This window comes from Streptomyces sp. NPDC096193 (assembly GCF_040302905.1).
In the GTDB taxonomy this organism is placed as follows: Bacteria; Actinomycetota; Actinomycetes; order Streptomycetales; family Streptomycetaceae; genus Streptomyces.
In genome coordinates this window covers 30,808-57,032 of the sequence record NZ_JBEOSJ010000021.1, presented here as the reverse complement: position 1 = coordinate 57,032, position 26,225 = coordinate 30,808, and the positions used below count along the sequence as shown (strand labels likewise).

Sequence of the window (26,225 nt, the reverse complement as noted above, 5' to 3'; positions counted from 1 at the left end):
CGGGGGCCGCGGCACCGGAGGCGGCGGCCACGACCTTCGGCATGGCCGTGCTCGAACACCCGGCCGCGCCGGACACCGGCACCCGCACCGACCCGTATCTGCTCGCCCTCGCGGACGCGCCGACGCCGGACACCCCCGCGGCCCCCGGCGGCACCGCCGTACTCGACCGCCCGGCCGACGACCATCCCCCGCAGGGCCTGCGGACAAGGGGCGCAGGCACCACCACGTCGGGTGACACCGCCGCCACCACGACAGACGACGCCGCTACCACCTCGGCAGGCCGTCAGGGCCGGCCGGCGGACGGTCCGCCCTGCGGGGACAGCGAGCGCACCCGCGGTCCGCACCGGACACACCGCGTCCCCGTCCGGCCCGTCGAAGGGCTCCTCCTCGGGCTTGCCGCGGGTGACGCGGCCGGGTGGCCCGCGGCGCGGCACCGGGCGGCGCGGATGCCCGAGTGGACCCGGCGGCTCACCCGCGAGCTCGACACCTTCGCCGAGCAGAACTCGACCACCACGCTTCCCGTGCCGATCGCCCTCAACCAGCCGCCGGAGCCCCTTCGCCTCGGTCCGTCCGACGACGCCGAGTGGGCCGCGTTCGCCGCCGAGACCGTGCTCATCGGCTCGGGGCACCTCTTCGCCGGGCTGGCCCCCGGACGCCGCATGCGCGCGGCCGTCGACCTGGCCTGGAACTCCCTCGCCGGTGAGGTGGCGGCCGCCGCCGACCGCGCCCCCGAAGTGGAGTCCGCCGTGCTGCCGCTGCGCGCCCGGATCTCCGTACGCGCGGGACTCGGCAACCTCGCCACCGGGCTGCGCCCGCCGGCCACCGGCCACGACAACCCGCACTATTTCGACGACGCCGCGTGTGTACGCGCCGCAGTCCTCGCGGTGGTCCACCCGGGCGATCCGGCAGCGGCCGCCGACCTCGCCGAGTTCGACGCCCGCTACACCCAGGACGGCGACGGGGTGCACGGCGCACGCGCCATGGCGGCGGCCGTCGCCGTCGCGCTGGTCGGCGGAGGGATCGACGACTGTGTGGACGCGGCGCTTGCGGAACTCCCCGAGTCCACCGAGATCGGCCGCAACGCCCGCCACGCGCTCAAGCTCGCCCACGACGCCGCCGCCGCCTTCGACCTCGTACCACTGCTGGAGCACCAGATCGTCGACCATGTCTACAGCTACGGGGTCGCCGCCGCCGAGACCCTGCCCGTCGCACTCGCCGTCGCGACGGCGGCCCGCGGCCGGGTCTGCGAAGCCGTACCCGCCGCGGCCTGCCTGTCACGCGTCGCCGACTCCGCCCCCGCGCTGGCCGGCGCGCTGACCGGTGCGCTCGGCGGGGGCGACGCCGTGCCGGCCAGCTGGCGGGACGCCTGCCGGACCCTCGCGGGCTGCGCCCTGCCCCGTCTCGCGGGCACCGATCTCGTGGAACTCGCCGGGCTGCTCGCAGACACGGAACCGACGGCCCCGGGTGGACAATTCCGGCATGACGACGACACTCGCGACGCTCACACTCGATGACCGGATCACCGGCAGCCTGATCGGCGCGGCCGTGGGCGACGCGCTCGGCGGCCCGGTCGAGGGCTACACGCCCGAGCAGATCACCGAACGGCACGGCGGCCGTGTCCACGGCATCGTCGGCCCCTGGAACGGCGACGACTGGCGTACCGCCCGACCCATCGCGCCCTACCACAAGGGCGACGGCCACGTCACCGACGACACCCTCATGACCCATGCCCTGATCCGGGTCTACGGCACGGTCCGCGACCATCTCGACGCCTACGCCGTGGCCGACCACCTGGTGCCGGACCTGCTCTCCAACACCCGCTGGATCCCGGAACTGGAGGCGGAGGCGCTCCCCCTGCAACGGATCTTCCTCGCCGAGAAGTGGCTCGTGGCCCGCATCCACTACGGACACCACGATCCCCGCGAGGCCGGCAGCGGCAACATCGTCAACTGCGGTGCCGCGATGTACATGGCACCGGTGGGACTGGTCAACGCGGCCAACCCGGCCGCCGCCTACGCCGAGGCGCTCGACATCGCGGGGGCGCACCAGTCCTCATACGGGAGGGAGGCGGCGGGCGTCTTCGCGGCCGCGGTCGCCGCCGCGTGTCTGCCCGACGCGACCCCCGCGTCCGTCGTCGACGCGGCCCTGGCGCTCGCGAAGGACGGCACCCGCTCGGCCATCGAGGCGGTGGCCGAAGTCGCCGCGCGGCACACGGACTTCGAGTCGGCACTGTCGCCGCTGCGTACGGCGGTCGCACCCTTCGACACAGTCGGCCCGGACTACCGGGCGCCCTCCCTCGCCGCCCGCCGCCCCTCCCGGCTGCACTCCATCGAGGAACTCCCCGTCGCCCTGGGCATGCTGCTGGTCGGGGAGGGCGACTACCGCCGTACGGTGCTGGGCTCGGTGAACTACGGCCGCGACTGCGACTCGATCGCCACGATGTCCGGCGCGATCGCGGGCGCTCTCGGCGGTACCGCGGCGGTACCACACGACTGGGCCAAGACGGTGGCCGAGGCCAGCCGCCTCGATCTGCACGCACCCGCCCGCGAGCTGATCGAGGTCACCCGGGAGGTCTTCGCCCGCGACACGCAACGCCGCCGGGCCCACGAGTCGGCCTTCGCCGCCCTGACGGACGCGCGATGAGCGAGAGCCTCCGACTCACCTGGGTGCAGCCGGAGGATCTGCTCGGCCACGAGCTGCGCCAGGCCGCCGAGGACGGCCGTGACACGGAAGAGGTCACCGCCGCCTGGCGCGCGGCGGGCGGCTCCCCCGCACAGCCCGCGGCCGGTGCCTCCGCCGTCCCGGCCGCTCCCGAACTGCGCACCCTGGCGCTCCGGCTGCTGGACGAGCTGTCCGCGGTCCCGAGTCCGCTGGCCGCACAGGAGCCGACCGAGCTTGCGGCCATCAAGGCGGCATGCCCCAACTGGCCCACGTCCCCGCGCGGCCCGCTGCCCACCGAGGCGGGTACGGCGACCGCGCCCCCTACGACAGGGCCCGCCGGCACGACGACACCACCTGGGAGCGCCCCTTCCTCTCCGTCCGCCGGGCCCGGCGCCCCAACGCCGGCGCACAACCCCGCCGCCGTACACGACCCGCGGCTCCCCGACCGTCTCCACGCGGCCTGGCTCGGCCGCGCGGCCGGCTGTCTGCTCGGCAAACCGGTCGAAAAACTCCCCCTGCACGCGATCCGTGCCATCGCCCGCGCCACCGGCAACTGGCCTCTCCACACCTGGTTCACCGCCAAGGGCCTGCCCGCGGAACTCGCCCGCGCCCACCCCTGGAACCGCCGTTCCGCCCCTACCTCACTGGCCGAGAACATCGACGGCATGCCCGAGGACGACGACCTCAACTACCCCCTGCTGAATCTGCTCCTGCTCCAGCGGTACGGCCGCCGCTTCACCACCGCGGACGTCGGCCGGCTCTGGCTCGACGAACTGCCCGCCGGCCGCACCTTCACCGCGGAACGCATCGCCTACCGCAACCTCCTCTGCGGACTCGAACCCCCGCTCACCGCCTGCCACCACAACCCCTTCCGGGAGTGGATCGGCGCCGCCATCCGCGCCGATGTGCACGGCTGGACGCACCCCGGCGATCCCGGGGCCGCCGCCGAGCAGGCTCATCGTGACGCCGTGCTCACCCACACCGCGAACGGCGTCCACGCCGCGATGTTCGTGGCGGCGGCCGTCGCGACCGCCGCCGACGGTGCCGGTGACGTGCACCGTGCGCTCGCCGCCGGGCTGATCGTCGTACCGCCCGCCTCCCGGCTGGCCCACGCGGTCCGCCTCGGTATCGACACCGCGCGCGCCGAAACCGACTTCGCCTCGGTGGTGGACCGGCTCCACACCGCCTACGGCCACTACCACTGGGTGCATGTGCTGCCCAACGCCGCCTTGCTCGCCGCCGCGCTCACCCATGCGGACGGCGATTTCGGCGGCTCCATCTGCCGTGCTGTCTCGGGAGGTTGGGACACGGACTCCAACGGAGCCACCGCGGGTTCGATCGCCGGACTGCTCACCGGCCGGCCCACTGAGCTGCCCGACCGGTGGACCGCCCCGCTCAAGAACCGGCTCTCCACCTCCGTCGCCGGCTTCGACGGCACGGGCTTCGACGCCCTCGCCCACCTCACGCACCAGGAGGCACTTCGCCCATGACCGGCATCGTGGTGCTCGGCAGCACCAACATGGACCTCGTCGCCTACGTCGCCCACGCGCCCAAACGCGGGGAGACCGTCACCGGACGGGAGTTCCGGACGATTCCCGGCGGCAAGGGCGCCAACCAGGCCGTCGCCGCCGCCCGCGCCGGTGGTGACGTCGCGATGATCGGCGCGGTCGGCTCGGACGACTTCGGCGCGGTCCTGCGGCAGACGCTCGTCGCCTCCGGGGTCGACGTCGATCTCCTGCGCACCTCCGAAGGCCCCTCGGGCACCGCCCATATCGTCGTCGACGACGAAGGCGGCAACTCCATCGTCGTCATCCCCGGCGCCAACGGCACGCTCACCGGCCTCGCCCCCGGCGACGAAGCCCTCATTGCCACCGCCGACGCCCTGCTCCTTCAGCTCGAACTCCCCCTCAGCGCCGTGCTGGAGGGCGCCGAGACCGCGCGCCGGCACGGCGTGCGCACCGTGCTCACCCCCGCCCCCGCCCAGCCGCTGCCTCCCGAGCTCCTCGCCGTGACCGACCTGCTGGTGCCGAACGAGCACGAGGCGGCCACCCTCACGGGCGTCGCCGACCCGCGCGCCGTGGCAGAAGCGCTCCTGCGCCAGGTCCCCGAGGTGGTGATCACACTCGGCTCCGCCGGCTGCCTCCACGCCGGCCGTCACTCGCCCCCGCTCATCGTCCCCGCCCCCGAGGTCACCGCCCTCGACACCACGGCGGCCGGCGACACCTTCGTCGGCGCCCTCGCCGTCGCGCTCGGCGAGGGAAAGCCCGTCGAGCAGGCCCTCACCTGGGCTTCCGCCGCCGCGGCACTGTGCGTCCAGCGCGCGGGCGCCTCGACCTCCATGCCGTACCGCTCCGAGATCGACGAGGCCTCATGACACCATCGCCCGCACCCTCCCCGATGCCCCTTCAGGGGCTGCGCGTTCTCGATCTGGCCACCCTCTTCGCCGGTCCGCTCGCCGCCACCATGCTCGGTGACTTCGGCGCTGAGGTGATCAAGGTCGAGCACCCCACCAGGCCCGACCCGTCCCGCGGCCACGGCGCCGCCAGGAACGGCGTGGGCCTGTGGTGGAAGCTGCTCGGCCGCAACAAGCGCACCATCACCCTGGACCTGTCCACCCCCGGCGGCCGCGAGACCCTGCTGCGCCTGGCCGCCACCGCTGATGTGATCGTCGAGAACTTCCGCCCCGGCACCTTGGAGAAGTGGCAGCTCGGCTGGGACGAACTCGGCGCGGTCAACCCCCGTCTCGTCCTCACCCGCGTCACCGGCTTCGGCCAGTTCGGCCCCTACTCCCACCGGCCCGGTTTCGGCACCCTCGCCGAGGCGATGAGCGGCTTCGCCTCCATCACCGGCGAGCCCGACGGCCCGCCCACGCTCCCCCCGTTCGGTCTCGCCGATTCCATCGCCGCCCTGGCCACCTCCTACGCCGTGATGACCGCGCTCACCGCCCGTCAGGTCACGGGCCGCGGCCAGGTCGTCGACATGGCCATCATCGAACCGATCCTGACCGTCCTCGGCCCGCAGCCGCTCTGGTACGACCAGGTCGGCTACGTCCAGACGCGGACCGGCAACCGCTCCGGCAACAACGCGCCCCGCAACACCTACCGCACCGCCGACGGCCACTGGGTGGCCGTCTCCACCTCGGCCCAGTCCATCGCCGAGCGCGTCATGACCCTGGTCGGCCACCCCGATCTGATCGACGAGCCGTGGTTCACCACCGGAAGCGGCCGCGCCGCCCACGCCGACATCCTCGACGACGCGGTCGGCGGCTGGATCGCCGAGCGCAGCCGGACCGAGACCATGGAAGCCTTCGAGAAGGCCGAGGCCGCCATCGCGCCGATCTACGACATCCGCGATGTCATGGACGATCCCCAGTACCAGGCGCTCGACAGCATCACCGAGGTCCCCGACCCGGAACTCGGTCCGCTCCGGATGCAGAACGTCCTCTTCCGCCTCTCCGAGACGCCCGGCTCCATCCGCTGGGCCGGCCGTCCGCACGGCGCCGACACCGACGCGGTCCTCACCGAACTCGGCCTGACCGGGGCCGATATCAGCGCACTGCGCACCCAGGGCGCCCTATGACCCCGCTCACCTATCTCTACGCCCCCGGCGACCACCCCGACGTCGTACTGAAAGCCCTCGCCTCCGGCGCCGACGTCGTGATCATCGACCTCGAGGACGCGGTCCCCTCCGACCGCAAGAACTACGCCCTGGCCGCCACGGCCGAACTTCTGGCCCTCCCCCAGCCCCTGCCTGTCCATGTCCGCATCAACTCCCCCGAGGACATCGAGACCCTGACCGGTCTTCCCGGCCTGTGTGCTCTGCGTGTTCCCAAGGTCGCACACGGCACTGACATCCGGCGGATCGCGGACCGCGCACCCGGTGTCCCCCTCCACCCCCTGCTGGAGTCCGCCGTCGCGATCGAGCACGCCTACGACATCGCCGCCGCTCATCCGGCCGTCCGCGGCATCTCGCTCGGGGAGGCGGACCTCCGCGCCGACCTCGGCGTACGGGACGGCTCCTCCCTCGACTGGCCCCGCTCGCGCATTGTGGTCGCCGCCCGCGCGGCCGGTCTCCCGCCCCCGTCGCAGTCCGTCTTCCCGGACATCCGGGACCTGGACGCGCTCTACGCCTCCTGCACACACGGCCGCGCGCTCGGCTTCCTCGGCCGGGCGGCCATCCATCCCCGCCAGCTCCCCGTCATCGAGCGGGCCTTCCTGCCCACCCCGGAGGAGATCGAGGCGGCCGAGGAGGTCGTCAAGGCGGCCGCCGGGGACGAGGGGGCGCTGGCCCTGCCGGACGGCCGTTTCGTGGACGCCGCGATCGTGGCGGCCGCCGAGCGCACGCTGTCCATCGCCCGGCGGGAGACCTTCTGACGCCTTGACGCTCTGCCGCAGGCAACCGACCTGCCGCACACGACGAGGCCGCCGGGACCCGATCGGTCCCGGCGGCCTCGCCGTACGTCGCCGCGGTCAGCCCTTCTTGGCCGACCCCGCATCCGCGTCGGCGCTGGCGTCGGCATCGTTGAGGGTGCCCCCGGCGTCCGCCGAGTCCTCCGCGGTCGTCCCGTCGCGCGATTCCTTCTTCTCGTCGGCCGCGTCCGCGCCGTCCGTGCCCGGCTTCGTGCGGTCCGGCTCGACGATCTCCTCGCGTCCCGGCCGCACCCGCGACGAGATCACGATGTACGCCACCGCCAGCGCGAAGACGATGATCGCGGTCCACACGTTCAGCCGCAGGCCCAGGACGTGGTGCGCCTCGTCGACGCGCATGTACTCGATCCAGGCGCGGCCCGCGCAGTACGCGGCGACGTAGAGCGCGAACGCCCGCCCGTGGCCGAGCTTGAAGCGCCGGTCGGCCCAGATGACGAGCAGCGCGACACCGATGCACCACAGGGACTCGTACAGGAACGTCGGGTGGTACAGGCCCGCCTCGCGGTTCGCACCCTCCGTGATCTTGAGGGCCCAGGGCAGATCGGTCGGCTTGCCGTACAGCTCCTGGTTGAACCAGTTGCCCCAGCGGCCGATCGCCTGCGCGATGGCGATTGCCGGCGCGAGAGCGTCCGCCCACGCCGGCAGCGGAATCCCGCGACGGCGGCAGCCGATCCAGGCACCGACCGCGCCCAGCGCGATCGCGCCCCAGATACCGAGGCCGCCCTCCCAGATCTTGAAGGCGTCGACCCAGTTCTCACCGTCGCTGAAGTACAGCTGGTAGTCGGTGATCACGTGGTAGAGCCGGCCGCCGACCAGGCCGAAGGGCACCGCCCAGACGGCGATGTCGGCCACGGTGCCGGCTTTGCCGCCTCGGGCGATCCAGCGCTTGTTGCCGTACCAGACGGCCACGAAGACACCGATGATGATGCAGAAGGCGTAGCCGCGCAGCGGGAGCGGTCCGAGATGGATCACTCCGGTCGACGGACTGGGAATGTAGGCAAGTTCCATGGCAGGACCGACGCTACCCTGCCGGGCGGGAGACACGGCAACCCACCCGGCAACGTCCTGATAACGAGCCGCGTGCCGCGGCGCGGCCCCGCGGGGCCGTCAGGGCGAGGGGCTCGACGCGGGCGCGGACTGCTGGGTGCCCGGCTTCTTGCCCTTGTTCGCCTCCGTGACCCACTTCTTCAGGTTGGCCGGGGAGATCTGCTCGCTGCCCTTGGCCGGGAAGACGGACTCGCCGTTGAGCAGGACGGTGGGCGTGCCGCGGAAGCCGCCGTTCTGGAAGGCCGTGTTGGACTTGGCGACCCAGCTGTCGTGCTTGCCGTCCTTGACACAGCTGCGGAACCCGGGGGTGTCCAGTCCCTCGACCTTGCCCGCGAGCTCGATCAGCCGGTCGTTGTTGCCGAAGGCGTCGTCCGTCTCCGGCGGCTGGTTCTGGAAGAGCACGTCGTGGTACGGGGCGAAGTGGCCGGTGTCCTGGGCGCAGGCGGCGGCATTGGCCGCACGCAGGGATCCGCTGCCGCCCATGTTGCCGTCGATGATGGTGGCGAGGTGGTACTCGACCTTGATCTGACCGGCCGCGACCAGCTCGTGGATCGTGTCACGGAAGAGGTTCTCGAACTGCGCGCAGACCGGGCAGCGGAAGTCCTCCCAGATCGTGAGCGTGGAGGGGGCGTCGTCCGCGCCCACCGGGATCGCCAGCCGGTCCTTGCCCTGCACGCCGGCGGGCGCGAGGAGCGGGCCGGCCTGGGAGCCGCTGTCCTTCTTCGTGCCGGAGTTGGCCGCGATCACGCCGACGACGGCCGCGAGGCCCAGCACGGCCACCACCGCCGTCGACACGATCAGCACCCGGCGGCGCTTCTCACGCGCCTTGTGCTGCTCACGTTCCTGCTGGAGCCGCTCGCGCGCGGTCCTCTTCCGGTCCTGGTTCTTCTCACTCACATCCCGCAAACGAACCGGGGAGGCACGTGAGCGCCTCCCCGGTCCAGATCCACTCGTACGAGCGAGCCGTACGAGAGGGATGTCCTACCTACCCGTCCCTGCGCACGCCCCTGGCCAGCTCCGCGGCCAGCTCGCGGACGGCCGCGAGGCCCGCGGCGGTGTCCGGGGCGTCGAGGATGCGCTTCACGAACGCGGACCCGACGATCACCCCGTCGGCGAACGCGGCGACCTCCGCGGCCTGCTGCGCGTCGGAGACCCCGAGGCCCACGCAGACCGGCAGCCCGGTGGTGGCCCGGGTGCGGGCCACCAGGTCCTGGGCCTGTGCGCCGACCGACGCGCGGGTACCGGTGACCCCCATCAGCGAGGCCGCGTACACAAAGCCTGACCCTGCCTCGGTGATCCGCGCGATCCGGGCGTCCTTGCTGCTCGGAGCGACGACGAAGACGGTGGCGAGACCGTGCTTCTCGGCGTGTTCGCGCCACAGGCCGGACTCCTCGACCGGCAGGTCGGGCAGGATGCAGCCCGCGCCGCCGGCCTCGGCGAGCTCGGCGGTGAAGCGCTCGACGCCGTAGCGGTCGATCGGGTTCCAGTACGTCATCACGAGGACCGGCTTGCCGGTCGCCGCGTGCGCCTCGCGGACCGTGCGCATCACATCGGCGATCTTGACGCCGCCGCGCAGGGCGATGTCGTCGGCGGTCTGGATCACCGGTCCGTCGAGGACGGGGTCGCTGTGCGGCAGCCCCACCTCGACGACGTCCGCGCCGCCGTCCAGGACGGCCTTGACGGCCTCGATTCCGCCGTCGACGGTCGGGAAGCCGGCCGGGAGGTAGGCGATGAGCGCGGCACGCCCCTCGGCCTCGGCCCGCGCCAGGGTGTCGCTCAACAGCCGGATGTTGCCGCTCACTTCGCGTCCCCCTTGATCTCGCCCTCGCCGTTCTCGGCGGCTGTGTCCGCCTCGACCACGGCGTCCGCCTCACGGTCGTAGAGCCCGAAGTAACGGGCGGCGGTGTCCATGTCCTTGTCGCCGCGCCCGGACAGATTGACGACGATCAGGCCGTCGCTGCCGAGCTCCCGGCCGAGGTCCAGCGCACCGGCCAGCGCGTGCGCCGACTCGATCGCCGGAATGATGCCCTCGGTGCGGGACAGCAGCCGCAGGGCCTGCATCGCGGCGTCGTCGGTGACCGCGCGGTACTCCCCGCGCCCGCTGTCCTTGAGGTAGGAGTGCTCCGGACCGATGCCGGGGTAGTCCAGTCCGGCCGAGATCGAGTAGGGCTCGGTGATCTGGCCCTCCTCGTCCTGGAGGACGTAGCTGCGCGAGCCGTGCAGGATGCCGGGCTCGCCCGCGGTCAGGGTCGCCGCGTGCTCGCCGGACTCGATGCCGTGCCCGGCGGGCTCACAGCCCACGAGGCGCACACCGGCGTCCGGGATGAAGGCGTGGAACAGCCCGATGGCGTTGGAACCACCGCCGACACACGCGACGGCCGCGTCCGGCAGGCGGCCGGCGCGCTCCAGGATCTGGCGCCGGGCCTCGACGCCGATGACCCGGTGGAAGTCGCGCACCATGGCCGGGAAGGGGTGGGGGCCGGCGACCGTGCCGAAGAGGTAGTGGGTGTGGTCGACATTGGCGACCCAGTCGCGGAACGCCTCGTTGATGGCGTCCTTCAGGGTCCTGCTGCCGGACTTCACCGGGATGACCTCGGCGCCCAGCATCCGCATCCGGGCGACGTTGAGCGCCTGGCGCTCGGTGTCGATCTCGCCCATGTAGACGGTGCACTCGAGACCGAACAGCGCGCACGCGGTCGCGGTCGCGACGCCGTGCTGGCCGGCCCCGGTCTCGGCGATGACGCGCGTCTTGCCCATGCGCTTGGTGAGCAGCGCCTGGCCCAGCACGTTGTTGATCTTGTGCGAGCCGGTGTGGTTCAGGTCCTCCCGCTTCAGGAAGATCCGCGCACCGCCGGCGTGCTCGGCGAACCGGGGCACCTCGGTCAGGGCGCTGGGACGGCCGGTGTAGTTGACCATGAGGTCGTTGAGCTCGGCCGCGAAGGCCGGGTCCGTCTTGGCCTTGTCGTACTCGACGGCGACCTCGTCGACGGCGGCGACGAGGGCCTCGGGGATGAACTTGCCGCCGAAGGCGCCGAAGTAGCCCTGGGCGCTGGGGACCTGACCCTCGGGGTCCGGGATGAAGAAGTCAGAAGACATCCGACGTACTCCTCAGAAGGGGCTGACGCCCCGGAAGTCTGGGTGTGCAGGGGACACGTTATGCGCGCGCGCCGCCGTGACCGGGGTTCCGCACCGGACCACCGCGCCGCAACCGGCGGTGCGAGGTCCGGACATCTGGGCCCGTCCGGCGATCGGGGACACCGCGACGGCCGTACCGGGGGCTTCACGCCGGGAACCCGGAACCGCCGGACGTCAGTCGCGCGCGCCTGCCCCGCGCCATCGCATCCCGTTGACCTGGCCCGGCTCCGAGCCGATGACGTACCGCACGCGCCGGCCGTGCACCCGGCGGGCGGGGGCGCGGCAGCCACGGGGCTTGCAGCCCCGGGCGAGACGGGCGTACGGGCCACTGGCGGCGGACGGCGCCACCCGTGCCGCGCGCACGGCCGCGGTCGCCGTCACGGGACGCGCGGGCGTCCGGTGCGGCCGGGCGGTGGTGCGGGCGGCGGTCATGGCGGGTGTCAGCTCCTGCCGTGCCGCAGCGCCGGGTGGGCGCCGGCGGCGACGAGGTCGGCGACGGCCGCCTTCGGGTCCCGGCCGGTGACCAGGGACTCTCCGACCAGTACGGCGTCGGCGCCGGCGTTGGCGTAGGCGATCAGGTCGTGCGGACCGCGCACTCCGGACTCGGCGACCTTGACGATGTGGGAGGGGATCTCGGGGGCGATCCGTTCGAAGGTGCCCCGGTCGACCTTGAGCGTCTTCAGATCGCGGGCGTTGACCCCGATGATCTTCGCGCCGGCGTCCACCGCACGCTCGACCTCGTCCTCGTCGTGCACCTCGACCAGCGGCGTGAGCCCGATCGACTCGGCACGCTCGATGAGGGAGACCAGGGCTTCCTGCTCCAGGGCGGCGACGATCAGCAGGATGACGTCGGCGCCGTACGCGCGGGCCTCCCACAGCTGGTACGCCGTGACGATGAAGTCCTTGCGCAGCAGGGGTACGTCGACCCGGGCGCGGACGGCCTCCAGATCGGCGAGCGAGCCGCCGAAGCGGCGCTCCTCGGTCAGCACGGAGATGAGGGCGGCGCCCCCGGCCTCGTAGTCCGCGGCGAGCGCGGCGGGGTCGGCGATCGCGGCGAGCGCTCCCTTGGAGGGGCTGGAGCGCTTCACCTCGCAGATCACCTGGACGCCTTCGCCGCGCAGTGCGGCGACCCCGTCCTTGGCGGCGGGAGCCTTGGCGGCGCGCTCCTTGAGCTCGTCGAGGCTGACGCGCGCCTGCCGCTCTGCGAGGTCGGCGCGTACGCCTTCGATGATCTCGTCGAGCACACTCACGCGAGCGGCCCCCTTCCGGGACGGTGATGGTTCAGGATCAGCCATGTCGATGGTATCCGCAGGAGGCCCTCGGCCTCGCATCCGGTTGACGCCTGTCCCACTACCTGGGACTTCGACAACTCCCCGGCACCGGCCCGGCCGCCCTCACGGGGCCAGCGCAGAGCCGAACGGCAGGTTCCGCACGACGCTGAAGACCAGCAGCACGGCGCCCAGCGACCACCACCACACGGGTGCGACGGCGATCCGCATCGGCACGCCGCGGACGGCGCGAATCAGCCACAGAACCATCACTACGGCGAAGACGCCGTAGCCGACGACGGCCACGGCGTTGGCCCCGAGGGCCGCCGTCAGATCACCGTGGGCGAAGGCGTGGGCGCTGCGCAGACCACCGCAGCCCGGGCAGTAGATCCCGGTGAGCCGCAGGAGCGGGCAGACCGGGTAGTGACCTGGTTCGTTGGGGTCGACCGCGCCGACGTACGCGAAGGCGGCCGTGACTCCCGCGAGGGTGGCCACGGGGGCGGCGAGACGTCGCGCCAGCGGGGCGGGCCCGGGAGTGCGCGCGGGTGTCGCGGGAGAAGGCATGGCGTCCACCCCGTGATTGTCTCCGTCGGAACGCGAGGGCGCAGCCCGGCTCGGCCGGTCTGCGCCCTCGCGTCGTGAGGCCCTGGCGGTGTCAGGCGGAGGTCTGCGCCGAGGCGGGCTGCGCGGAGGCGGTGGCCGCCTGTGCACGGGCCCGCTCCTGGGCGGCCTTCTCGGCCTTCGGCATACCGAGACCGGCGGCCCTCATCGCGAGGCCGACCAGACCGCCGGCGACGACGACGCCCATGCCGGCCCAGAAGCCGAGCGGGTTGGCCGCGACCATGAAGACTCCGGCGATGCAGAAGCCGATGAAAGCGATGATGACACCGGTCCAGGCGGCCGGGGTGTGTCCGTGGGCGCTGCCCGCCATGAGTTGCTCCTCGTTGCCGTTGCTCTGTGGTGAGCTGTTGCTCGATGGTGAGCCGGTAGCTCACCCGCCATTGTCCCGTACGCCGTGACGTGCCCTGTGCCAGGGGTGGCGGTCACGCCTCGGAGCCGGGGGGTCATGTCTCGCGGGTCGGGTCCTCGCCGCGGTCCAGTGCCTTCCAGAGGTCCTCGGGCCGGTCGGGGTCGACGACCGGCGCCTTGCGGGGCCTCGGGGTGCCGTCCCGCTCGTAGCGGCCCGACATGGCGGGCCACCGGCTGCCGTAGCGGAGCGCCAGCAGTCCGGCGAGCAGGATCAGCAGACCGCCGGCCGCCGTCACATAGGGCCAGGCGGTGTGGGTGAGTGCGCCGACCGTTGCGGCGGTGTCGCCGGTGGTCGTCGCGGCCTTCTCGTCCAGGGCCGCGCTGTCGGACGCGCCCAGGAAGGCGGTGACGGCCGCACCGGCGCCGCTGAGGGCGAGCAGCGCGGCCACCAGGAACCGGCCGGCCCTGCGGACGGCGAAGACCGCGACGAGCGCGGCCAGGCCGACGATCGCGAGCGCGGTGGGCACTCCGGTGACGTCGCTGCCGTCCGCGTCGAGCGGCACGCTGCCGCCACCGACGGCCGCCGTGCCCTCGGCCCAGGTCTGGCCGGAGGCGAGCAGGACGACGGTGGCGCCTGCGGCGCCGAGAACAAGTGCTGCGCCGAGGCTGCGGCGGCTGCTGTCGGCGGACGCGGCGGATGCCGATTCGGCGCGGGGCTGGGGTACAGGTACAGCACTCACGACCCCCACTATCCCTTACCGCCCGGTGTGGCCGTTCAGCCGGTTGGCCGTATGGACGGCACGGAGCACCGCGGCCGCCTTGTTGCGGCACTCGGTGTCCTCGGCGACCGGGTCGGAGTCGGCCACGACACCCGCTCCGGCCTGCACGAACGCGGTTCCGTCGCGCAGCACGGCGGTACGGATGGCGATCGCGGTGTCCGAGTCGCCGGCGAAGTCGAGATAACCGACACATCCGCCGTAGAGCCCGCGCCGGGAGGGTTCGAGCTCGTCGATGATCTGCATCGCGCGCGGCTTGGGCGCTCCGGAGAGGGTGCCGGCGGGGAAGCAGGCGGTGAGCACGTCGAAGGCGGTGCTGCCCGCGGCGACCCGGCCGGTCACGGTCGAGACGATGTGCATGACGTGGGAGTAGCGCTCGATCGACATGAAGTCGACGACCTCGACGCTGCCCGGCTCGCAGACCCGGCCGAGGTCGTTGCGGCCGAGGTCCACGAGCATCAGGTGCTCGGCGCGCTCCTTGGGGTCGGCGAGCAGTTCGTCGCCGAGCGCCTGGTCCTCCTGCGGGGTCGCGCCGCGCGGCCGGGTGCCCGCGATGGGGTGGACCATGGCGTGCCCGTCCTCGACCTTGACCAGGGCCTCGGGGCTGGAGCCGACGACGTCGAAGCCGTCGAAGCGGAAGAGGTACATGTACGGGCTCGGGTTGGTGGCCCGCAGCACCCGGTAGACGTCCAGGGCACTCGCCGCGCAGGGGGTCTCGAACCGCTGCGAGGGGACGACCTGGAACGCCTCACCCGCCCGGATCCGCTCCTTGATGTCCTCGACGGCGGCCTGGTAGTCGGGCCCGCCCCACGGGACGGTGAAGTCCGGGAGCTCGGAGGGCGGCAGAACGGCGGGGGCGGAGGCCAGCGGCCGTGCGAGGTCGGCCTCCATGGCGTCGAGCCGGGCGACGGCGTCCGCGTATGCCTCGTCGACACCGGTGTCGAGATCGTTGTGGTTGATCGCGTTGGCGATCAGCACGACGGTGCCGTCCCAGTGGTCGAGCACGGCGAGGTCCGAGGTGAGCAGCATCGTCAGCTCGGGGAGCTTCAGGTCGTCGCACCCGCCCGGGCCGATCTTCTCCAGCCTGCGGACGATGTCGTAGCCGAGATAGCCGACCATGCCGCCGGTGAAGGGCGGCATGCCGGACGCCGGGTCACTCGTGCGGTTCCCTGCGAGGTCGCCGGTCGTGGGAGTGGGGGTCCCACCCCCGCCGCCAGGCGTCGGGGGAGTGTGCAGGGTCTCGACGGTGGCGCGCAGGGCGGCCAGCGGGTCGCCGTCCGTGGGGACGCCGACGGGCGGGGTGCCGAGCCAGTGGGTGCGGCCGTCCCGCTCGGTGAGGGTGGCGGCGCTGCGGACCCCGACGAAGGAGTAGCGGGACCAGGACCGCCCGTTCTCGGCGGACTCCAGCAGGAAGGTGCCGGGACGTTCGGCGGCCAGCTTGCGGTAGAGCCCGACCGGGGTGTCGCCGTCGACCAGGAGCCTGCGGCTGACGGGGATGACGCGGCGGTCGGCGGCCAGCTTCCGGAAGGTGTCGAGATCCATGGCGGCTGAGCCTACTTGCCGAGCGGGAGCACGTCGGCGTCGAAGCAGGTGCGGTCGCCGGTGTGGCAGGCGGCCCCGATCTGGTCGACCTTGACGAGGATGGCGTCGGCGTCGCAGTCCAGGGCGACGGACTTGACGAGCTGGACGTGGCCCGACGTGTCGCCCTTGGCCCAGTACTCCTGGCGGCTGCGCGACCAGTAGGTGCACCGGCCGGTGGTCAGCGTGCGGTGGAGGGCCTCGTCGTCCATCCACCCGAGCATGAGCACCTCACCGGTGTCGTACTGCTGGGCGATGGCCGGGAGGAGTCCGCCGGCGTCGCGCTTCAGGCGTTCGGCGACGGCGGGATCGAGGGAGCTGGCGGGGACACTGCTGGTCATACGGCCATTGTGCCGTGTCGCGGGGGCGCGGTGGACGGTATGTCCACTGGGCGGACCGTGTGCCGCCGCCGTAGGCTGGCGGGCATGTCGACCCATGCGAAGCGTGAACGACTTCTGCTCGCCGATCTGTTGGAGGCGGCGGGCCCCGATGCCCCCACTCTGTGTGAGGGCTGGACGACCCGGGATCTCGCGGCCCATGTGGTGGTGCGTGAGCGGCGGGCCGACGCGGCCGGCGGGATCATGATCCCGCTGCTCAGGAGCCGGCTCGAACGGGTGATGGCCGAGTTCACGGCCAGGCCGTACGACGAGCTGATCCGGCTCATCCGTACGGGACCGCCGCGGATGTCGCCGTACGGGATCAAACAGGTGGACGAGGCCGCGAACACGGTCGAGTTCTTCGTGCATGCCGAGGATGTGCGCCGGGCGCAGCCCGACTGGACGCCACGCACGCTGGACCGGGTCTTCGAGGACGCGCTGTGGGCGCGGCTGGAGAAGGTGGCCCGGCTGCTGGGCCGCAAGGCGCCGGTGGGCCTCGTGCTGCGGCGGCCCGACGGCCAGACCGCGGTCGCCCATCGCGGCACGCCCGTGGTCACGGTCACCGGTGAGCCGGGTGAGCTGACGGTCTTCGCCTTCGGCCGGCAGGACGCGGCCCAGGTGGAGCTGGAGGGCGACAAGGACGCGGTGGCCCGGCTGCGGGAGATGGGCCAGCTCGGGATGTAGCGCGGTCCTCGGGATGTAGCGCGGTCCTCGGGATGTAGCGCGGTCCTCGGGACGGAACGGGGCCCTCGGAATGTGGCGCGGTCCTCGGGATGTGGCGCGGTCAGCGCGCGAGCTCGGCGCGGCGGACGGCCGGGGTGAGGAGCCCGACGGCCGCACCGGTCATGCTGATCGTGCCGCAGGCGAGGAAGACGGGCACGGTGCCGAAGCTGTCGGTCGCGAAGCCGAAGAGGGGGTACGCCAGCGGGGCGATGCCCACGCTGGTGAGCGCCATGACCGAGCTGACCCGGCCGAGGTAGGCGGGGTCGGTCGCGGTCTGGATCAGCGCGATCGCCAGTCCCCCGCAGATGCCCGCGACCAGGCCCGCGGTGCCCGCGAGGGCGACGGCCGTGACGAGCCCGGGTGCCAGCGCCAGTGAGCCGATGGCGGCCGAGCCGGCGACGAGGGCCGCGATCTGGACCGCCCCGGCGCGCGGCAGCCGGCGGACGACGGCGAGCAGCAGGGCGCTCGCTCCGGCGCCGACCCCGAAGGCGCAGACGACCCAGCCGACGCCCGAGGGCCCCCAGCCGCGCTCGTCGGCGAGGAGGACCAGGCCGACGTTCAGCGCCGGGATGCCTCCGAGTTCGCTGAGTGCTCCGGACAGGACGAGCGGGCCGATCAGCGGATGGCGGCGGATGTGGCGCAGTCCGCCGCGCAACTGCTGCCAGGGGGTTTCGCCCCGGTCCTCGCCGATACCCCCGGGCAGTGGTGCGATCCGTACCGCGACGAGCAGGACGAGCGAGAGCGCGAAGAGACCTCCGGCGACACCGAAGGCGGCCGCGGGTCCCCCGGTTCCCATGGCGAATCCGGCGAGGGGTGGGCCGGTGGTGGTGCCGACGCGCTGGACGACGGCGCGCAGCCCCTGGACGCCTACGAGCCGGCCGGCGTCCGTGATGCGGGGCGGCAGAGCGCCGACCGCGGGCATGAACAGGGCGTCGACGGCGCCGAAGACGAGGGCCGCGGCGATCAGCAGCCACAGTCCGGGCGTGGCGAGGGCGAGCGCACCGGCGACGGCCAGGATCACGGCGCAGCGGACGGCGTCGGAGGCGATGACGACCCGGCGCGGGCCGAACCGGTCGGCGATCACTCCGCCGCCGAGCATGAGGAGCGCTCGGGGCACGGCTCCGGCGGCCATCACCATGCCGACCTGGGCGGGACCGGCGATCTGGGCGGCGGCCCAGCCGAGTGCGAGAAAGTAGACGCTGTCGCCGACGAGGGAGGCGGCGTAGGCGCCGAGCCAGCGCAGGACGTTCCCGTCGCGGTGGGCGGGACGGGCAGGTATGCGGGTACCGGAGGTCCCGGCCTCTGCTGTCTCTGTCGTGGTCACTCGGGCTCCTTCGGGCGTTCCTTCGAGCAGGGCTTCCCTTCGAGCGGGGCGTTCCTTCGAGGGGAGGACGAAGTCGTCAGGGGCGGAACGGGAATCCGTACAGGTGGACCGCGACGTGCTCGCGCCCGGCTGTGTCACCGCCCTCCTCGGCGGCGCGGCCCCGGTCCGTCCAACGGCGCATCAGCTCGCCGATCTCCTCGGCCATCTCCTGAAGTTCGGCGGAGGTGAGGCGGGGGGCGTACTCGGAGTTGAAGGCGGCGTCGGTCCACTCGTGGGGCCAGGCGGCCTGCTGGTCGAGGTAGGCGGCGTACCGCTCGGCGCGTGTGTCGACGAGCCCACGGATGACGGCGCCGGCGACCGCCGCGCCCTCTGGGCCGTCGAAGTCCGAGGTGCGGAAGGAGAATCCCCGCTCGGTGGAGAGGCGCCACCAGCGCTCACGGCCGTCCCTGCCCGCCTCCGGCGCCTCTTCGATGAACCCGTGCTCGGCCATCTTGCGCAGGTGGTAACTGACCAGCGAGACGGCCTCGTCGACCTGGTCGGCGAGGTGGGAGGCGGTGGCCGTGCGGGCCAGGTGGAGGGCGCGGTAGAGCGTGATGCGCAGCGGGTGCGTGAAGACCTTGAGGGCCTCGACGTCGGTGATGCGCTGGGTCTCGTCGTGGTCGGCCATGAGCACGACCGTAGATACGAAAGAGAAGTTGCGCAATAAGATTTGCGCAACTCCACTTTCCTATCACGTTCCTGACGGACCAGGAGCCAGCGGTCAGCGCGCGGGCATCACCAGCGCACCGGCAGCTTCCGTACGCCCCTGATCAGCATCCCCGGCATCCAGGGGAGGTCCGCCACCTGTGCGTCGAGCGCCAGTCCGGGGAAACGCTCCAGCAGTCCGCGGATCGCGATGCGGCCTTCGAGCCGGGCCAGCGGCGCGCCGAGGCAGTAGTGCAGACCGTGCCCGAAGGCGATATGGCCGCGCGCGTCGCGGCGTATGTCGAACCGGTCCGGGTCCCTGAAGCGCGCCGGGTCGCGGTCGGCGTCCGCCATCGCGATCAGGACGGTGGAGCCCGCCGGGATCGTGACGCCCTCCATCTCCACGTCCGCGAGTGCCAGTCGGTCCGTGCAGGCCTCCACCGGACCGTCGTAGCGGAGCATCTCCTCGATCGCTCCGTCGAGCAGCGAGAAGTCGGCGCGCAGCGCGGCGAGTTGGTCCGGGTGCGCGAAGAGGGCACGCATGCCGTTGCCGATGAGGTTGACCGTCGTCTCGTGCCCCGCGATGAGCAACAGGACACACATGCCGATGAGTTCGTCCGGCGAGAGCCGGTCACCGCCCTCGTCGACGGCATGGATCATCGCACTGAGCAGGTCCTCACCCGGGTCCCGGCGCTTGGCCGCGATCAGCTCCCGGAGGTAGGCCGTCGTCTCCTGGTAGGCCTGCGCCTCCGCCTCCGGACTGGTGCGCGCCACCATCTCGTTGGACCAGCCGCGGAAGGCCTCGCGGTCCATTCCGGGCACGCCCAGCAGCTCGCAGATGACGGTCATGGGCAGCGGAAAGGCGAACGAGGCCACCAGGTCGGCCCGTCGCTCCCCCGTCGCGAGCATCGCGTCCAGCAGGTCGTCGGTGATCTGCTGGACGCGCGGGGCGAGCGCGTCGATGCGGCGCGGTGTGAACTCCCGCGCCACCAGCCGCCGCAGGCGGGTGTGGTCCGGCGGGTCGGACATCAGCATGTGCGCGAGCGCCGGCTGGTCCTGGTCCGTGTTCACGATCTGGGTGATGTCACCGGACTTCATCCAGTCCCGGCTGAGGCGGGGATCGGTGAAGGCGGTACGGCACGCCTCGTACCCGACGACGAGCCACAACTCCTCGCCGTCGGGGGCGCGCACATGGTGGACGGGCCCCTCCGCGCGGAGCCGGGCGTAGACGGGATACGGGTCGCTGACGAAGTGCGGGCTGAGTTCCGCGAGATCGGCAATGGGCCGGGTCACCATGCTGTTCCCCCTGTTCATCATGGGTCCAACGGCACGCTAACCCGGCCCACAGGGGGATGGACGCCAGTTTTCGGTCAGTTCGTCCCGAGTCCCGGACGGTTCGCCCGCGTTCCCGGATCGTGGTCCCGGACAGCTCCACCCGCTGTCCCGGACCGTGTCCTTGCGACTTCCGCCCGCGGTCCCGGACCGTCGCCCGGTGTCAGCGCACGGGGTGACCGGACCCGCGCAGGGTCTCCTTCACCTCGGAGATCCGCAGCTCGCCGAAGTGGAAGACGGAGGCGGCCAGGACGGCGTCCGCGCCGGAGTCGACCGCCGGCGCGAAGTCCGCCAGCCGGCCCGCGCCGCCGCTCGCGATCACCGGCACGGTGACGTGCCTGCGCACCGCCGCGATCATCTCGGTGTCGTAGCCGTCCTTGGTGCCGTCGGCGTCCATCGAGTTGAGCAGGATCTCGCCCGCCCCCAACTCGGCGGCCCGGTGCGCCCATTCGACGGCGTCGATACCGGTCCCCCGGCGGCCGCCGTGCGTGGTGACCTCGAACGAACCGGACGCGGTACGCCGGGCGTCCACCGACAGCACCAGCACCTGCCGGCCGAAGCGCTCGGCGATCTCACGGATCAGCTCGGGCCGGGCGATCGCCGCCGTGTTGACGCCCACCTTGTCGGCGCCCGCCCGCAGCAGCTTGTCGACGTCCTCCGCCGAGCGGACACCGCCGCCGACGGTGAGGGGGATGAAGACCTGCTCGGCGGTGCGCCGCACCACGTCGTACGTCGTCTCCCGGTTGCCCGAGGAAGCGGTGATGTCGAGGAAGGTGAGCTCGTCGGCGCCCTCGGCGTCGTACAGCTTCGCCATCTCGACGGGGTCGCCGGCATCGCGCAGGTTCTGGAAGTTGATCCCCTTGACGACCCGTCCGTTGTCCACGTCGAGACAGGGGATGACACGGACCGCAAGGCTCATCCGGCACCTCCCCGGTACGCCTCGACCTCCACCTCGACGACCAGGCTCGGGTCGACGAAGCCGGAGACGATGAGCATGGACGCCGCGGGGCGGACCTCGCCGAACAGCTCCTTGTGCGCGCGGCCGACGTCCTCCACGTCACGGGCGTGCGTGAGGTACATCCGCGTCCGCACCACATGCTCCCGGCCGAGGCCGAGCTCCTTCAGGGCGTCGATGGCGACACCGAACGCGGTGACGGCCTGCTCGTAGGGCCCACCTGCCGAGATCTGGCCGCCGACGGTCGATGTGCAGCCGGAGACGAGGACCAGGCCGGTCGGCAGCTCGACGGCGCGGGAGTAGCCGAAGGACTCCTCCCACGGGCTCTCCGTGGCGAGACGGCGTACGGAATCGGTCATGCCGACACCGCCGCGAGCGCCTCTTCCAGCGTGAAAGCCTTGGCGTACAGCGCCTTTCCGACGATCGCGCCCTCGACACCGGCGGGGACCAGCGAGGACAGAGCCCGCAGATCGTCGAGCGAGGAGACACCGCCGGAGGCCACGACCGGCTTGTCGGTCGCGGCGCAGACGTTCTTCAGGAGCTCCAGGTTGGGGCCCTGGAGGGTGCCGTCCTTGGCGATGTCGGTGACGACGTACCGCGCGCAGCCCTCGGAGTCCAGGCGGGCCAGCGTCTCGTAGAGGTCGCCGCCGTCACGCGTCCAGCCGCGGCCGCGCAAGGTCGTGCCCCGGACGTCCAGGCCCACCGCGATCTTGTCGCCGTGCTCGGCGATCACCTTGGCGACCCACTCCGGGGTCTCCAGGGCCGCCGTGCCCAGGTTGACCCGGGTGCAGCCGGTGGCGAGCGCCGCGGCGAGCGAGGCGTCGTCGCGGATGCCGCCGGACAGCTCCACCTTGATGTCCATGGCGCGCGCGACCTCGGCGATCAGCTCGCGGTTGTCGCCGGTGCCGAACGCGGCGTCCAGGTCGACCAGATGCAGCCACTGCGCGCCCGAGCGCTGCCAGGCAAGGGCGGCTTCCAGGGGCGAGCCGTAGGACGTCTCGGTGCCGGACTCGCCGTGCACCAGCCGGACGGCCTGGCCGTCGCGGACGTCGACTGCGGGAAGGAGTTCAAGCTTCGGCATTACAGCGTCTCGATCCAGTTGGTCAGCAGCTGGGCGCCGGCGTCGCCGGACTTCTCGGGGTGGAACTGGGTCGCCCACAGCGCGTTGTTCTCCACGGCGGCCACGAAACGCTCGCCATGGGTGGCCCAGGTGACCTGGGGCGCGCGGATGGCGGGGTTGGTGACCTCCAGCTCCCACTCGTGCACGGCGTAGGAGTGCACGAAGTAGAACCGGGTGTCGTCGTCGGTGCCGGCGAACAGCTTGCTCCCGGCGGGCGCCTCTACGGTGTTCCAGCCCATGTGCGGGACGACGGGCGCCTCCAACGGGCCAACCGTGCCGGGCCACTCGTCGAGGCCCTCGGTCTCCACACCGTGCTCGATGCCGCGGCCGAACAGGATCTGCATCCCCACGCAGATGCCCATGACGGGCCGGCCGCCGGAGAGCCTGCGGCCGATGATCCAGTCGCCGCGGGCCCGCTTGAGGCCGTCCATGCAGGCGGAGAACGCGCCGACGCCCGGGACGAGGAGTCCGTCGGCATTCATCGCCGTGTCGAAGTCACGGGTGATCTCGACGTCCGCGCCGACCCGGGCCAGTGCCCGCTCGGCGGATCGGATGTTGCCGAATCCGTAGTCGAAGACGACGACCTTCTTCGGAGTGCTCATGCCCAGATCCCCTGGATCCGCAGGACACCGGCGACCAGGCACATCGCGGACCCGATACCGAGGAGCACGACGAGGCCGCGGGGCATGTCCTGCTTGATGAAGGAGTACACACCGCCGGCGAGGAAGAGCCCGACGACGATGAGTACGGTGGAGAGGCCGGTCACAGGGCGCCCTTCGTGGACGGGAGGATGCCGGCCGCGCGCGGGTCGCGCTCGGACGCGTAACGCAGGGCGCGGGCCAGCGCCTTGAACTGGCACTCCACGATGTGGTGCGCGTTGCGGCCGTACGGCACGTGCACGTGCAGGGCGATCTGGGCCTGCGCGACGAACGACTCCAGGATGTGCCGGGTCATCGTCGTGTCGTACTCGCCGATCATCGGCGCCATGTTCTCGGGCTCGGTGTGCACCAGGTACGGCCGCCCCGACAGGTCCACGGTGACCTGGGCGAGGGACTCGTCCAGCGGCACGGTGCAGTTGCCGAAGCGGTAGATGCCGACCTTGTCGCCGAGCGCCTGCTTGAAGGCGTTGCCGAGCGCGAGTGCGGTGTCCTCGATGGTGTGGTGCGAGTCGATGTGGAGGTCGCCCTCGGTCTTCACGGTGAGGTCGAAAAGACCGTGCCGGCCCAGCTGATCGAGCATGTGGTCGTAGAAGCCGACCCCGGTCGCGACATCGACCTTTCCGGTGCCGTCGAGGTCGATCTCGACGACGACGGACGTCTCCTTGGTGGTGCGTTCGACCCGTCCTACGCGGCTCATGCGCTCTGCTCCTTCTTGCTGCGTTCCTTCATCAAAGCGCGAACCGCATCGAGGAACGCGTCATTCTCTTCGGGGGTGCCGGCGGTGACCCGCAGCCATCCGGGTACGCCGTTGTCGCGGACCAGGACGCCGTGGTCGAGGATCTGCCGCCAGGCCTCGTGCGCGTCGGGGAACCGTCCGAACTGCACGAAGTTGGCATCGGACTCGGTGACCTCGTATCCGATGGCGAGCAGCTCGGTGACCAGGCGGTCCCGCTCGGTCTTCAGCTGCTCGACGTACCCGAGCAGGGTATCGGTGTGTTCGAGGGCGGCGAGCGCGGTGGCCTGCGTGACGGCCGACAGGTGGTACGGCAGGCGGACCAGCTGGACGGCGTCGACCACGGCGGGATCGGCGGCGAGATAGCCGAGGCGCAGTCCGGCGGCGCCGAAGGCCTTGGACATAGTGCGGGATACCACGAGGTTCGGCCGCCCCTCGATCAGCGGCAGCAGCGAGGGGCGGTGGCTGAACTCCACGTACGCCTCGTCGACCACGACCAGCGACGGCCTGGCGGCCTGGGCCGCGTCGTACAGCGCGACGACGGTGTCGGCGTCGACCGCGGTGCCCGTGGGGTTGTTGGGCGAGGTGATGAAGACGACGTCCGGTCGGTGCTCGGCGACGGCCTCCCGGGCCGCCGCCACGTCGATGGTGAAGTCGGCGTGGCGCGGCCCGGAGATCCAGGCGGTGCCGGTGCCCCGGGAGATCAGGCCGTGCATCGAGTACGAGGGCTCGAACCCGATGGCGACACGGCCCGGCCCGGCGAAGGTCTGGAGCAGTTGCTGGATGACCTCGTTGGAGCCGTTGGCCGCCCAGACGCCCGCGCAACCCACCTCGTACCCGGTGGTGCGGGTGAGATAGCGGCCGAGCTCGGTGCGGAGCTCGACGGCGTCCCGGTCGGGGTAGCGGTTGAGGCCGCGGGCGGCCTCCCGGACCCGCTCGGCGATCCGGTCCACCAGCGCCTCGGGCAGCGGGTAGGGGTTCTCGTTGGTGTTCAGCCGGACGGGCACGTCCAGCTGGGGCGCGCCGTACGGGGACTTGCCGCGCAGCTCGTCCCGGATGGGGAGATCGTCGATGCCGGTCACGTCCGCGGTACCTTCCAGCCGAAACGCGCCTTCATGGCGGCGCCGTGCGCCGGCAGGTCCTCGGCCTCGGCCAGGGTGACCACGTGGTGGGTGACCTCGGCGAGGGCGTCGCGGCTGTAGTCCACGATGTGGATGCCGCGCAGGAACGACTGGACGGACAGACCGGAGGAGTGGCAGGCGCAGCCGCCGGTCGGCAGGACGTGGTTGGAGCCCGCGCAGTAGTCGCCGAGGGAGACGGGGGCCCAGGGGCCGACGAAGATCGCTCCGGCGTTGCGCACCCGCGCGGCGACCGCGGCGGCGTCAGTGGTCTGGACCTCCAGGTGCTCGGCGCCGTAGGCGTTGACGACCCGCAGGCCCGCCTCGACGTCGTCGACCAGGACGATCGCGGACTGCTTTCCCCCCAGGGCCGGCAGGATCCGGTCGACCACGTGCTTGGTGGCCGCGACCTGCGGCTCCAGCTCCTTCTCGACCGCGTCGGCCAGCTCCGGGGAGTCGGTGACCAGCACGGCGGCGGCCATCGGGTCGTGCTCGGCCTGGCTGATCAGGTCGGCGGCGACGTGCACCGGGTCGGCGGTGTCGTCGGCGAGGACCGCGATCTCGGTCGGGCCGGCCTCGGTGTCGATGCCGATCCGTCCGGTGAAGTAGCGCTTGGCGGCGGCGACCCAGATGTTGCCCGGGCCGGTGACCATGTTGGCGGGGGCGCACTCCTCGGTGCCGTACGCGAACATCGCGACGGCCTGGGCGCCGCCGGCCGCGTACACCTCGTCGACGCCCAGCAGCGCGCACGCGGCCAGGATCGTCGGGTGCGGACGGCCACCGGCCGGGTCGCCGTCGAAACGGGGCTTCTGCGGCGGGGACGCGAGCGCGATCGACTCGACGCCGGCCTCCTGGGCCGGGACGACGTTCATGATCACGGAGGAGGGGTAAACGGAACGGCCGCCGGGGGCGTAGAGCCCGACGCGCTCGACGGGCACCCACTTCTCGGTGACCGTGCCGCCGGGGACGACCTGGGTGATGTGCTCGGCGCGGCGCTGCGCCCGGTGCACGATCCTGGCGCGCCGGATCGACTCCTCCAGCGCGGCCCTGACCTCGGGGTCGAGTTGCTCCAGGGCTTCGGTGAGCGCGGCGCGGGGCACCCGCACCTGCGTCAGCGTGACACCGTCGAACTTCTCCGCGTACTCGATCAGCGCGGCCGTGCCCCGATGATGCACGTCCTCGCAGATGGGCCGCACCTTCTCCAGGGCGGCTTCCACGTCGAACTCGGCACGGGGCAGCAGGTCGCGCAGAGCGGCGCCCTCGGGGAGGGCGTCGCCGCGCAGATCGATTCGAGAGATCACGCAGCCAATTCTCTCAGACCCGGTCCGGCCGCCGGTCG

At 72.4% G+C, this 26,225-nt stretch carries 29 protein-coding genes; 7 read left to right on the top strand and 22 right to left on the bottom strand.

Annotated features, from left to right (window positions below; all coding sequences use genetic code 11):
- Positions 1 to 98 precede the first annotated feature (98 nt).
- Genes ABTX78_RS26515 through ABTX78_RS26490 form a run of 6 tightly spaced genes read left to right on the top strand, consistent with a single transcriptional unit; the run spans position 99 to position 7,034 of the window.
- Entirely contained in the window at positions 99 to 1,514 is a 1,416-nt protein-coding gene (locus tag ABTX78_RS26515) for an ADP-ribosylglycohydrolase family protein (RefSeq protein ID WP_502993971.1), read from the top strand.
- On the top strand, positions 1,480 to 2,643 hold the full coding sequence (locus ABTX78_RS26510) for an ADP-ribosylglycohydrolase family protein (protein WP_352209296.1): 1,164 nt from the start codon (positions 1,480 to 1,482) through the stop codon (positions 2,641 to 2,643). The genes ABTX78_RS26515 and ABTX78_RS26510 overlap by 35 nt, the downstream gene beginning before the upstream one ends.
- Positions 2,640 to 4,151: an ADP-ribosylglycohydrolase family protein gene (locus tag ABTX78_RS26505; protein WP_352209295.1), complete on the top strand. Its 1,512-nt coding sequence runs from the start codon at positions 2,640 to 2,642 to the stop codon at positions 4,149 to 4,151. The genes ABTX78_RS26510 and ABTX78_RS26505 overlap by 4 nt, the downstream gene beginning before the upstream one ends.
- Positions 4,148 to 5,035 (top strand): ribokinase, encoded by an 888-nt coding sequence (rbsK, locus tag ABTX78_RS26500; RefSeq protein ID WP_352209294.1) that lies wholly within the window; start codon positions 4,148 to 4,150, stop codon positions 5,033 to 5,035. Before ABTX78_RS26505 ends, rbsK begins: the two co-directional genes overlap by 4 nt.
- Positions 5,032 to 6,240 carry a CaiB/BaiF CoA transferase family protein gene (locus tag ABTX78_RS26495; RefSeq protein ID WP_352209293.1) on the top strand — a complete coding sequence of 403 codons (1,209 nt, stop codon included), beginning with the start codon at positions 5,032 to 5,034 and terminating at the stop codon, positions 6,238 to 6,240. The genes rbsK and ABTX78_RS26495 overlap by 4 nt, the downstream gene beginning before the upstream one ends.
- Positions 6,237 to 7,034: an HpcH/HpaI aldolase/citrate lyase family protein gene (locus tag ABTX78_RS26490; protein ID WP_352209292.1), complete on the top strand. Its 798-nt coding sequence runs from the start codon at positions 6,237 to 6,239 to the stop codon at positions 7,032 to 7,034. The genes ABTX78_RS26495 and ABTX78_RS26490 overlap by 4 nt, the downstream gene beginning before the upstream one ends.
- Positions 7,035 to 7,130: 96 nt before the next feature.
- Here ABTX78_RS26490 and lgt read toward each other — a convergent pair whose 3' ends face one another.
- The 11 genes from lgt to hisI all read right to left on the bottom strand — a co-directional run bounded on the left by lgt (position 7,131) and on the right by hisI (position 16,202).
- Positions 7,131 to 8,096, bottom strand: coding sequence for a prolipoprotein diacylglyceryl transferase (lgt, locus tag ABTX78_RS26485; RefSeq protein WP_352209291.1), 966 nt, complete (start codon positions 8,094 to 8,096; stop codon positions 7,131 to 7,133).
- Between the two features lie 99 nt (positions 8,097 to 8,195).
- Positions 8,196 to 9,032, bottom strand: coding sequence for a DsbA family protein (locus tag ABTX78_RS26480; RefSeq protein WP_352209290.1), 837 nt, complete (start codon positions 9,030 to 9,032; stop codon positions 8,196 to 8,198).
- A gap of 88 nt (positions 9,033 to 9,120) precedes the next feature.
- Positions 9,121 to 9,936 carry a tryptophan synthase subunit alpha gene (gene trpA / locus ABTX78_RS26475; protein ID WP_352209289.1) on the bottom strand — a complete coding sequence of 272 codons (816 nt, stop codon included), beginning with the start codon at positions 9,934 to 9,936 and terminating at the stop codon, positions 9,121 to 9,123.
- Entirely contained in the window at positions 9,933 to 11,231 is a 1,299-nt protein-coding gene (gene trpB / locus ABTX78_RS26470; protein ID WP_352209288.1) for a tryptophan synthase subunit beta, read from the bottom strand. The genes trpA and trpB overlap by 4 nt, the downstream gene beginning before the upstream one ends.
- Before the next feature lie 213 nt (positions 11,232 to 11,444).
- Positions 11,445 to 11,702: a tryptophan biosynthesis modulator TrpM gene (gene trpM / locus ABTX78_RS26465; RefSeq protein WP_502993968.1), complete on the bottom strand. Its 258-nt coding sequence runs from the start codon at positions 11,700 to 11,702 to the stop codon at positions 11,445 to 11,447.
- An 8-nt stretch (positions 11,703 to 11,710) separates the two neighbouring features.
- Positions 11,711 to 12,520 (bottom strand): indole-3-glycerol phosphate synthase TrpC, encoded by an 810-nt coding sequence (trpC, locus tag ABTX78_RS26460; RefSeq protein ID WP_352209287.1) that lies wholly within the window; start codon positions 12,518 to 12,520, stop codon positions 11,711 to 11,713.
- A gap of 144 nt (positions 12,521 to 12,664) precedes the next feature.
- The gene (locus tag ABTX78_RS26455; RefSeq protein ID WP_352209363.1) at positions 12,665 to 13,102 is read right to left on the bottom strand and encodes a DUF2752 domain-containing protein; all 438 of its coding nucleotides are present in this window, start codon (positions 13,100 to 13,102) and stop codon (positions 12,665 to 12,667) included.
- A gap of 91 nt (positions 13,103 to 13,193) precedes the next feature.
- Entirely contained in the window at positions 13,194 to 13,469 is a 276-nt protein-coding gene (locus ABTX78_RS26450) for an HGxxPAAW family protein (RefSeq protein WP_352209286.1), read from the bottom strand.
- A 133-nt stretch (positions 13,470 to 13,602) separates the two neighbouring features.
- A complete protein-coding gene (locus ABTX78_RS26445; protein WP_352209285.1) occupies positions 13,603 to 14,256 on the bottom strand; it encodes a TIGR02234 family membrane protein in 654 nt (217 codons plus the stop codon).
- Between the two features lie 6 nt (positions 14,257 to 14,262).
- Positions 14,263 to 15,825 (bottom strand): anthranilate synthase component I, encoded by a 1,563-nt coding sequence (locus tag ABTX78_RS26440; RefSeq protein WP_352209284.1) that lies wholly within the window; start codon positions 15,823 to 15,825, stop codon positions 14,263 to 14,265.
- An 11-nt stretch (positions 15,826 to 15,836) separates the two neighbouring features.
- Positions 15,837 to 16,202, bottom strand: a complete 366-nt coding sequence (gene hisI / locus ABTX78_RS26435; protein WP_352209283.1) for a phosphoribosyl-AMP cyclohydrolase — start codon at positions 16,200 to 16,202, stop codon at positions 15,837 to 15,839.
- Between the two features lie 84 nt (positions 16,203 to 16,286).
- Between hisI and ABTX78_RS26430 the strand changes: the two genes are divergently transcribed.
- Entirely contained in the window at positions 16,287 to 16,922 is a 636-nt protein-coding gene (locus ABTX78_RS26430) for a TIGR03085 family metal-binding protein (protein ID WP_352209282.1), read from the top strand.
- Positions 16,923 to 17,022: 100 nt separating this feature from the next.
- On the opposite strand, the gene ABTX78_RS26425 is transcribed toward ABTX78_RS26430, so the two are convergent.
- The 11 genes from ABTX78_RS26425 to hisD form a co-directional block, all read right to left on the bottom strand.
- Positions 17,023 to 18,285: an MFS transporter gene (locus tag ABTX78_RS26425; RefSeq protein WP_352209281.1), complete on the bottom strand. Its 1,263-nt coding sequence runs from the start codon at positions 18,283 to 18,285 to the stop codon at positions 17,023 to 17,025.
- Between the two features lie 76 nt (positions 18,286 to 18,361).
- Positions 18,362 to 18,952, bottom strand: coding sequence for an ArsR/SmtB family transcription factor (locus ABTX78_RS26420; RefSeq protein WP_352209280.1), 591 nt, complete (start codon positions 18,950 to 18,952; stop codon positions 18,362 to 18,364).
- A 107-nt stretch (positions 18,953 to 19,059) separates the two neighbouring features.
- The gene (locus ABTX78_RS26415) at positions 19,060 to 20,265 is read right to left on the bottom strand and encodes a cytochrome P450 family protein (protein ID WP_352209362.1); all 1,206 of its coding nucleotides are present in this window, start codon (positions 20,263 to 20,265) and stop codon (positions 19,060 to 19,062) included.
- Between the two features lie 199 nt (positions 20,266 to 20,464).
- Positions 20,465 to 21,220: an imidazole glycerol phosphate synthase subunit HisF gene (hisF, locus tag ABTX78_RS26410; protein ID WP_352209279.1), complete on the bottom strand. Its 756-nt coding sequence runs from the start codon at positions 21,218 to 21,220 to the stop codon at positions 20,465 to 20,467.
- Entirely contained in the window at positions 21,217 to 21,615 is a 399-nt protein-coding gene (locus ABTX78_RS26405; protein WP_352209278.1) for a RidA family protein, read from the bottom strand. The genes hisF and ABTX78_RS26405 overlap by 4 nt, the downstream gene beginning before the upstream one ends.
- A complete protein-coding gene (gene priA, locus ABTX78_RS26400; protein WP_352209277.1) occupies positions 21,612 to 22,337 on the bottom strand; it encodes a bifunctional 1-(5-phosphoribosyl)-5-((5-phosphoribosylamino)methylideneamino)imidazole-4-carboxamide isomerase/phosphoribosylanthranilate isomerase PriA in 726 nt (241 codons plus the stop codon). Before priA ends, ABTX78_RS26405 begins: the two co-directional genes overlap by 4 nt.
- Entirely contained in the window at positions 22,337 to 22,984 is a 648-nt protein-coding gene (hisH, locus tag ABTX78_RS26395; protein WP_352209361.1) for an imidazole glycerol phosphate synthase subunit HisH, read from the bottom strand. The genes priA and hisH overlap by 1 nt, the downstream gene beginning before the upstream one ends.
- A complete protein-coding gene (locus ABTX78_RS26390; protein WP_327684755.1) occupies positions 22,975 to 23,142 on the bottom strand; it encodes a CG2302 family histidine operon protein in 168 nt (55 codons plus the stop codon). Before ABTX78_RS26390 ends, hisH begins: the two co-directional genes overlap by 10 nt.
- Positions 23,139 to 23,732, bottom strand: a complete 594-nt coding sequence (hisB, locus tag ABTX78_RS26385; protein ID WP_313946901.1) for an imidazoleglycerol-phosphate dehydratase HisB — start codon at positions 23,730 to 23,732, stop codon at positions 23,139 to 23,141. The genes ABTX78_RS26390 and hisB overlap by 4 nt, the downstream gene beginning before the upstream one ends.
- Entirely contained in the window at positions 23,729 to 24,850 is a 1,122-nt protein-coding gene (locus ABTX78_RS26380; protein WP_352209276.1) for a histidinol-phosphate transaminase, read from the bottom strand. The genes hisB and ABTX78_RS26380 overlap by 4 nt, the downstream gene beginning before the upstream one ends.
- Entirely contained in the window at positions 24,847 to 26,187 is a 1,341-nt protein-coding gene (gene hisD, locus ABTX78_RS26375) for a histidinol dehydrogenase (protein WP_352209275.1), read from the bottom strand. The genes ABTX78_RS26380 and hisD overlap by 4 nt, the downstream gene beginning before the upstream one ends.
- Positions 26,188 to 26,225 lie beyond the last annotated feature (38 nt).

Bases quoted from the DNA above. Each gene is read 5' to 3' on its own strand.
- ABTX78_RS26510 (WP_352209296.1), top strand. From the start codon at position 1,480: ATGACGACGACACTCGCGACGCTCACACTCGATGACCGGATCACCGGC.
- ABTX78_RS26505 (WP_352209295.1), top strand. From the start codon at position 2,640: ATGAGCGAGAGCCTCCGACTCACCTGGGTGCAGCCGGAGGATCTGCTC.
- rbsK (WP_352209294.1), top strand. From the start codon at position 4,148: ATGACCGGCATCGTGGTGCTCGGCAGCACCAACATGGACCTCGTCGCC.
- ABTX78_RS26495 (WP_352209293.1), top strand. From the start codon at position 5,032: ATGACACCATCGCCCGCACCCTCCCCGATGCCCCTTCAGGGGCTGCGC.
- ABTX78_RS26490 (WP_352209292.1), top strand. From the start codon at position 6,237: ATGACCCCGCTCACCTATCTCTACGCCCCCGGCGACCACCCCGACGTC.
- lgt (WP_352209291.1), bottom strand. From the start codon at position 8,096: ATGGAACTTGCCTACATTCCCAGTCCGTCGACCGGAGTGATCCATCTC.
- trpB (WP_352209288.1), bottom strand. From the start codon at position 11,231: ATGTCTTCTGACTTCTTCATCCCGGACCCCGAGGGTCAGGTCCCCAGC.
- trpM (WP_502993968.1), bottom strand. From the start codon at position 11,702: ATGACCGCCGCCCGCACCACCGCCCGGCCGCACCGGACGCCCGCGCGT.
- ABTX78_RS26455 (WP_352209363.1), bottom strand. From the start codon at position 13,102: ATGCCTTCTCCCGCGACACCCGCGCGCACTCCCGGGCCCGCCCCGCTG.
- ABTX78_RS26450 (WP_352209286.1), bottom strand. From the start codon at position 13,469: ATGGCGGGCAGCGCCCACGGACACACCCCGGCCGCCTGGACCGGTGTC.
- ABTX78_RS26440 (WP_352209284.1), bottom strand. From the start codon at position 15,825: ATGGATCTCGACACCTTCCGGAAGCTGGCCGCCGACCGCCGCGTCATC.
- hisI (WP_352209283.1), bottom strand. From the start codon at position 16,202: ATGACCAGCAGTGTCCCCGCCAGCTCCCTCGATCCCGCCGTCGCCGAA.
- ABTX78_RS26430 (WP_352209282.1), top strand. From the start codon at position 16,287: ATGTCGACCCATGCGAAGCGTGAACGACTTCTGCTCGCCGATCTGTTG.
- ABTX78_RS26420 (WP_352209280.1), bottom strand. From the start codon at position 18,952: ATGGCCGACCACGACGAGACCCAGCGCATCACCGACGTCGAGGCCCTC.
- ABTX78_RS26415 (WP_352209362.1), bottom strand. From the start codon at position 20,265: ATGGTGACCCGGCCCATTGCCGATCTCGCGGAACTCAGCCCGCACTTC.
- hisF (WP_352209279.1), bottom strand. From the start codon at position 21,220: ATGAGCCTTGCGGTCCGTGTCATCCCCTGTCTCGACGTGGACAACGGA.
- ABTX78_RS26405 (WP_352209278.1), bottom strand. From the start codon at position 21,615: ATGACCGATTCCGTACGCCGTCTCGCCACGGAGAGCCCGTGGGAGGAG.
- priA (WP_352209277.1), bottom strand. From the start codon at position 22,337: ATGCCGAAGCTTGAACTCCTTCCCGCAGTCGACGTCCGCGACGGCCAG.
- hisB (WP_313946901.1), bottom strand. From the start codon at position 23,732: ATGAGCCGCGTAGGACGGGTCGAACGCACCACCAAGGAGACGTCCGTC.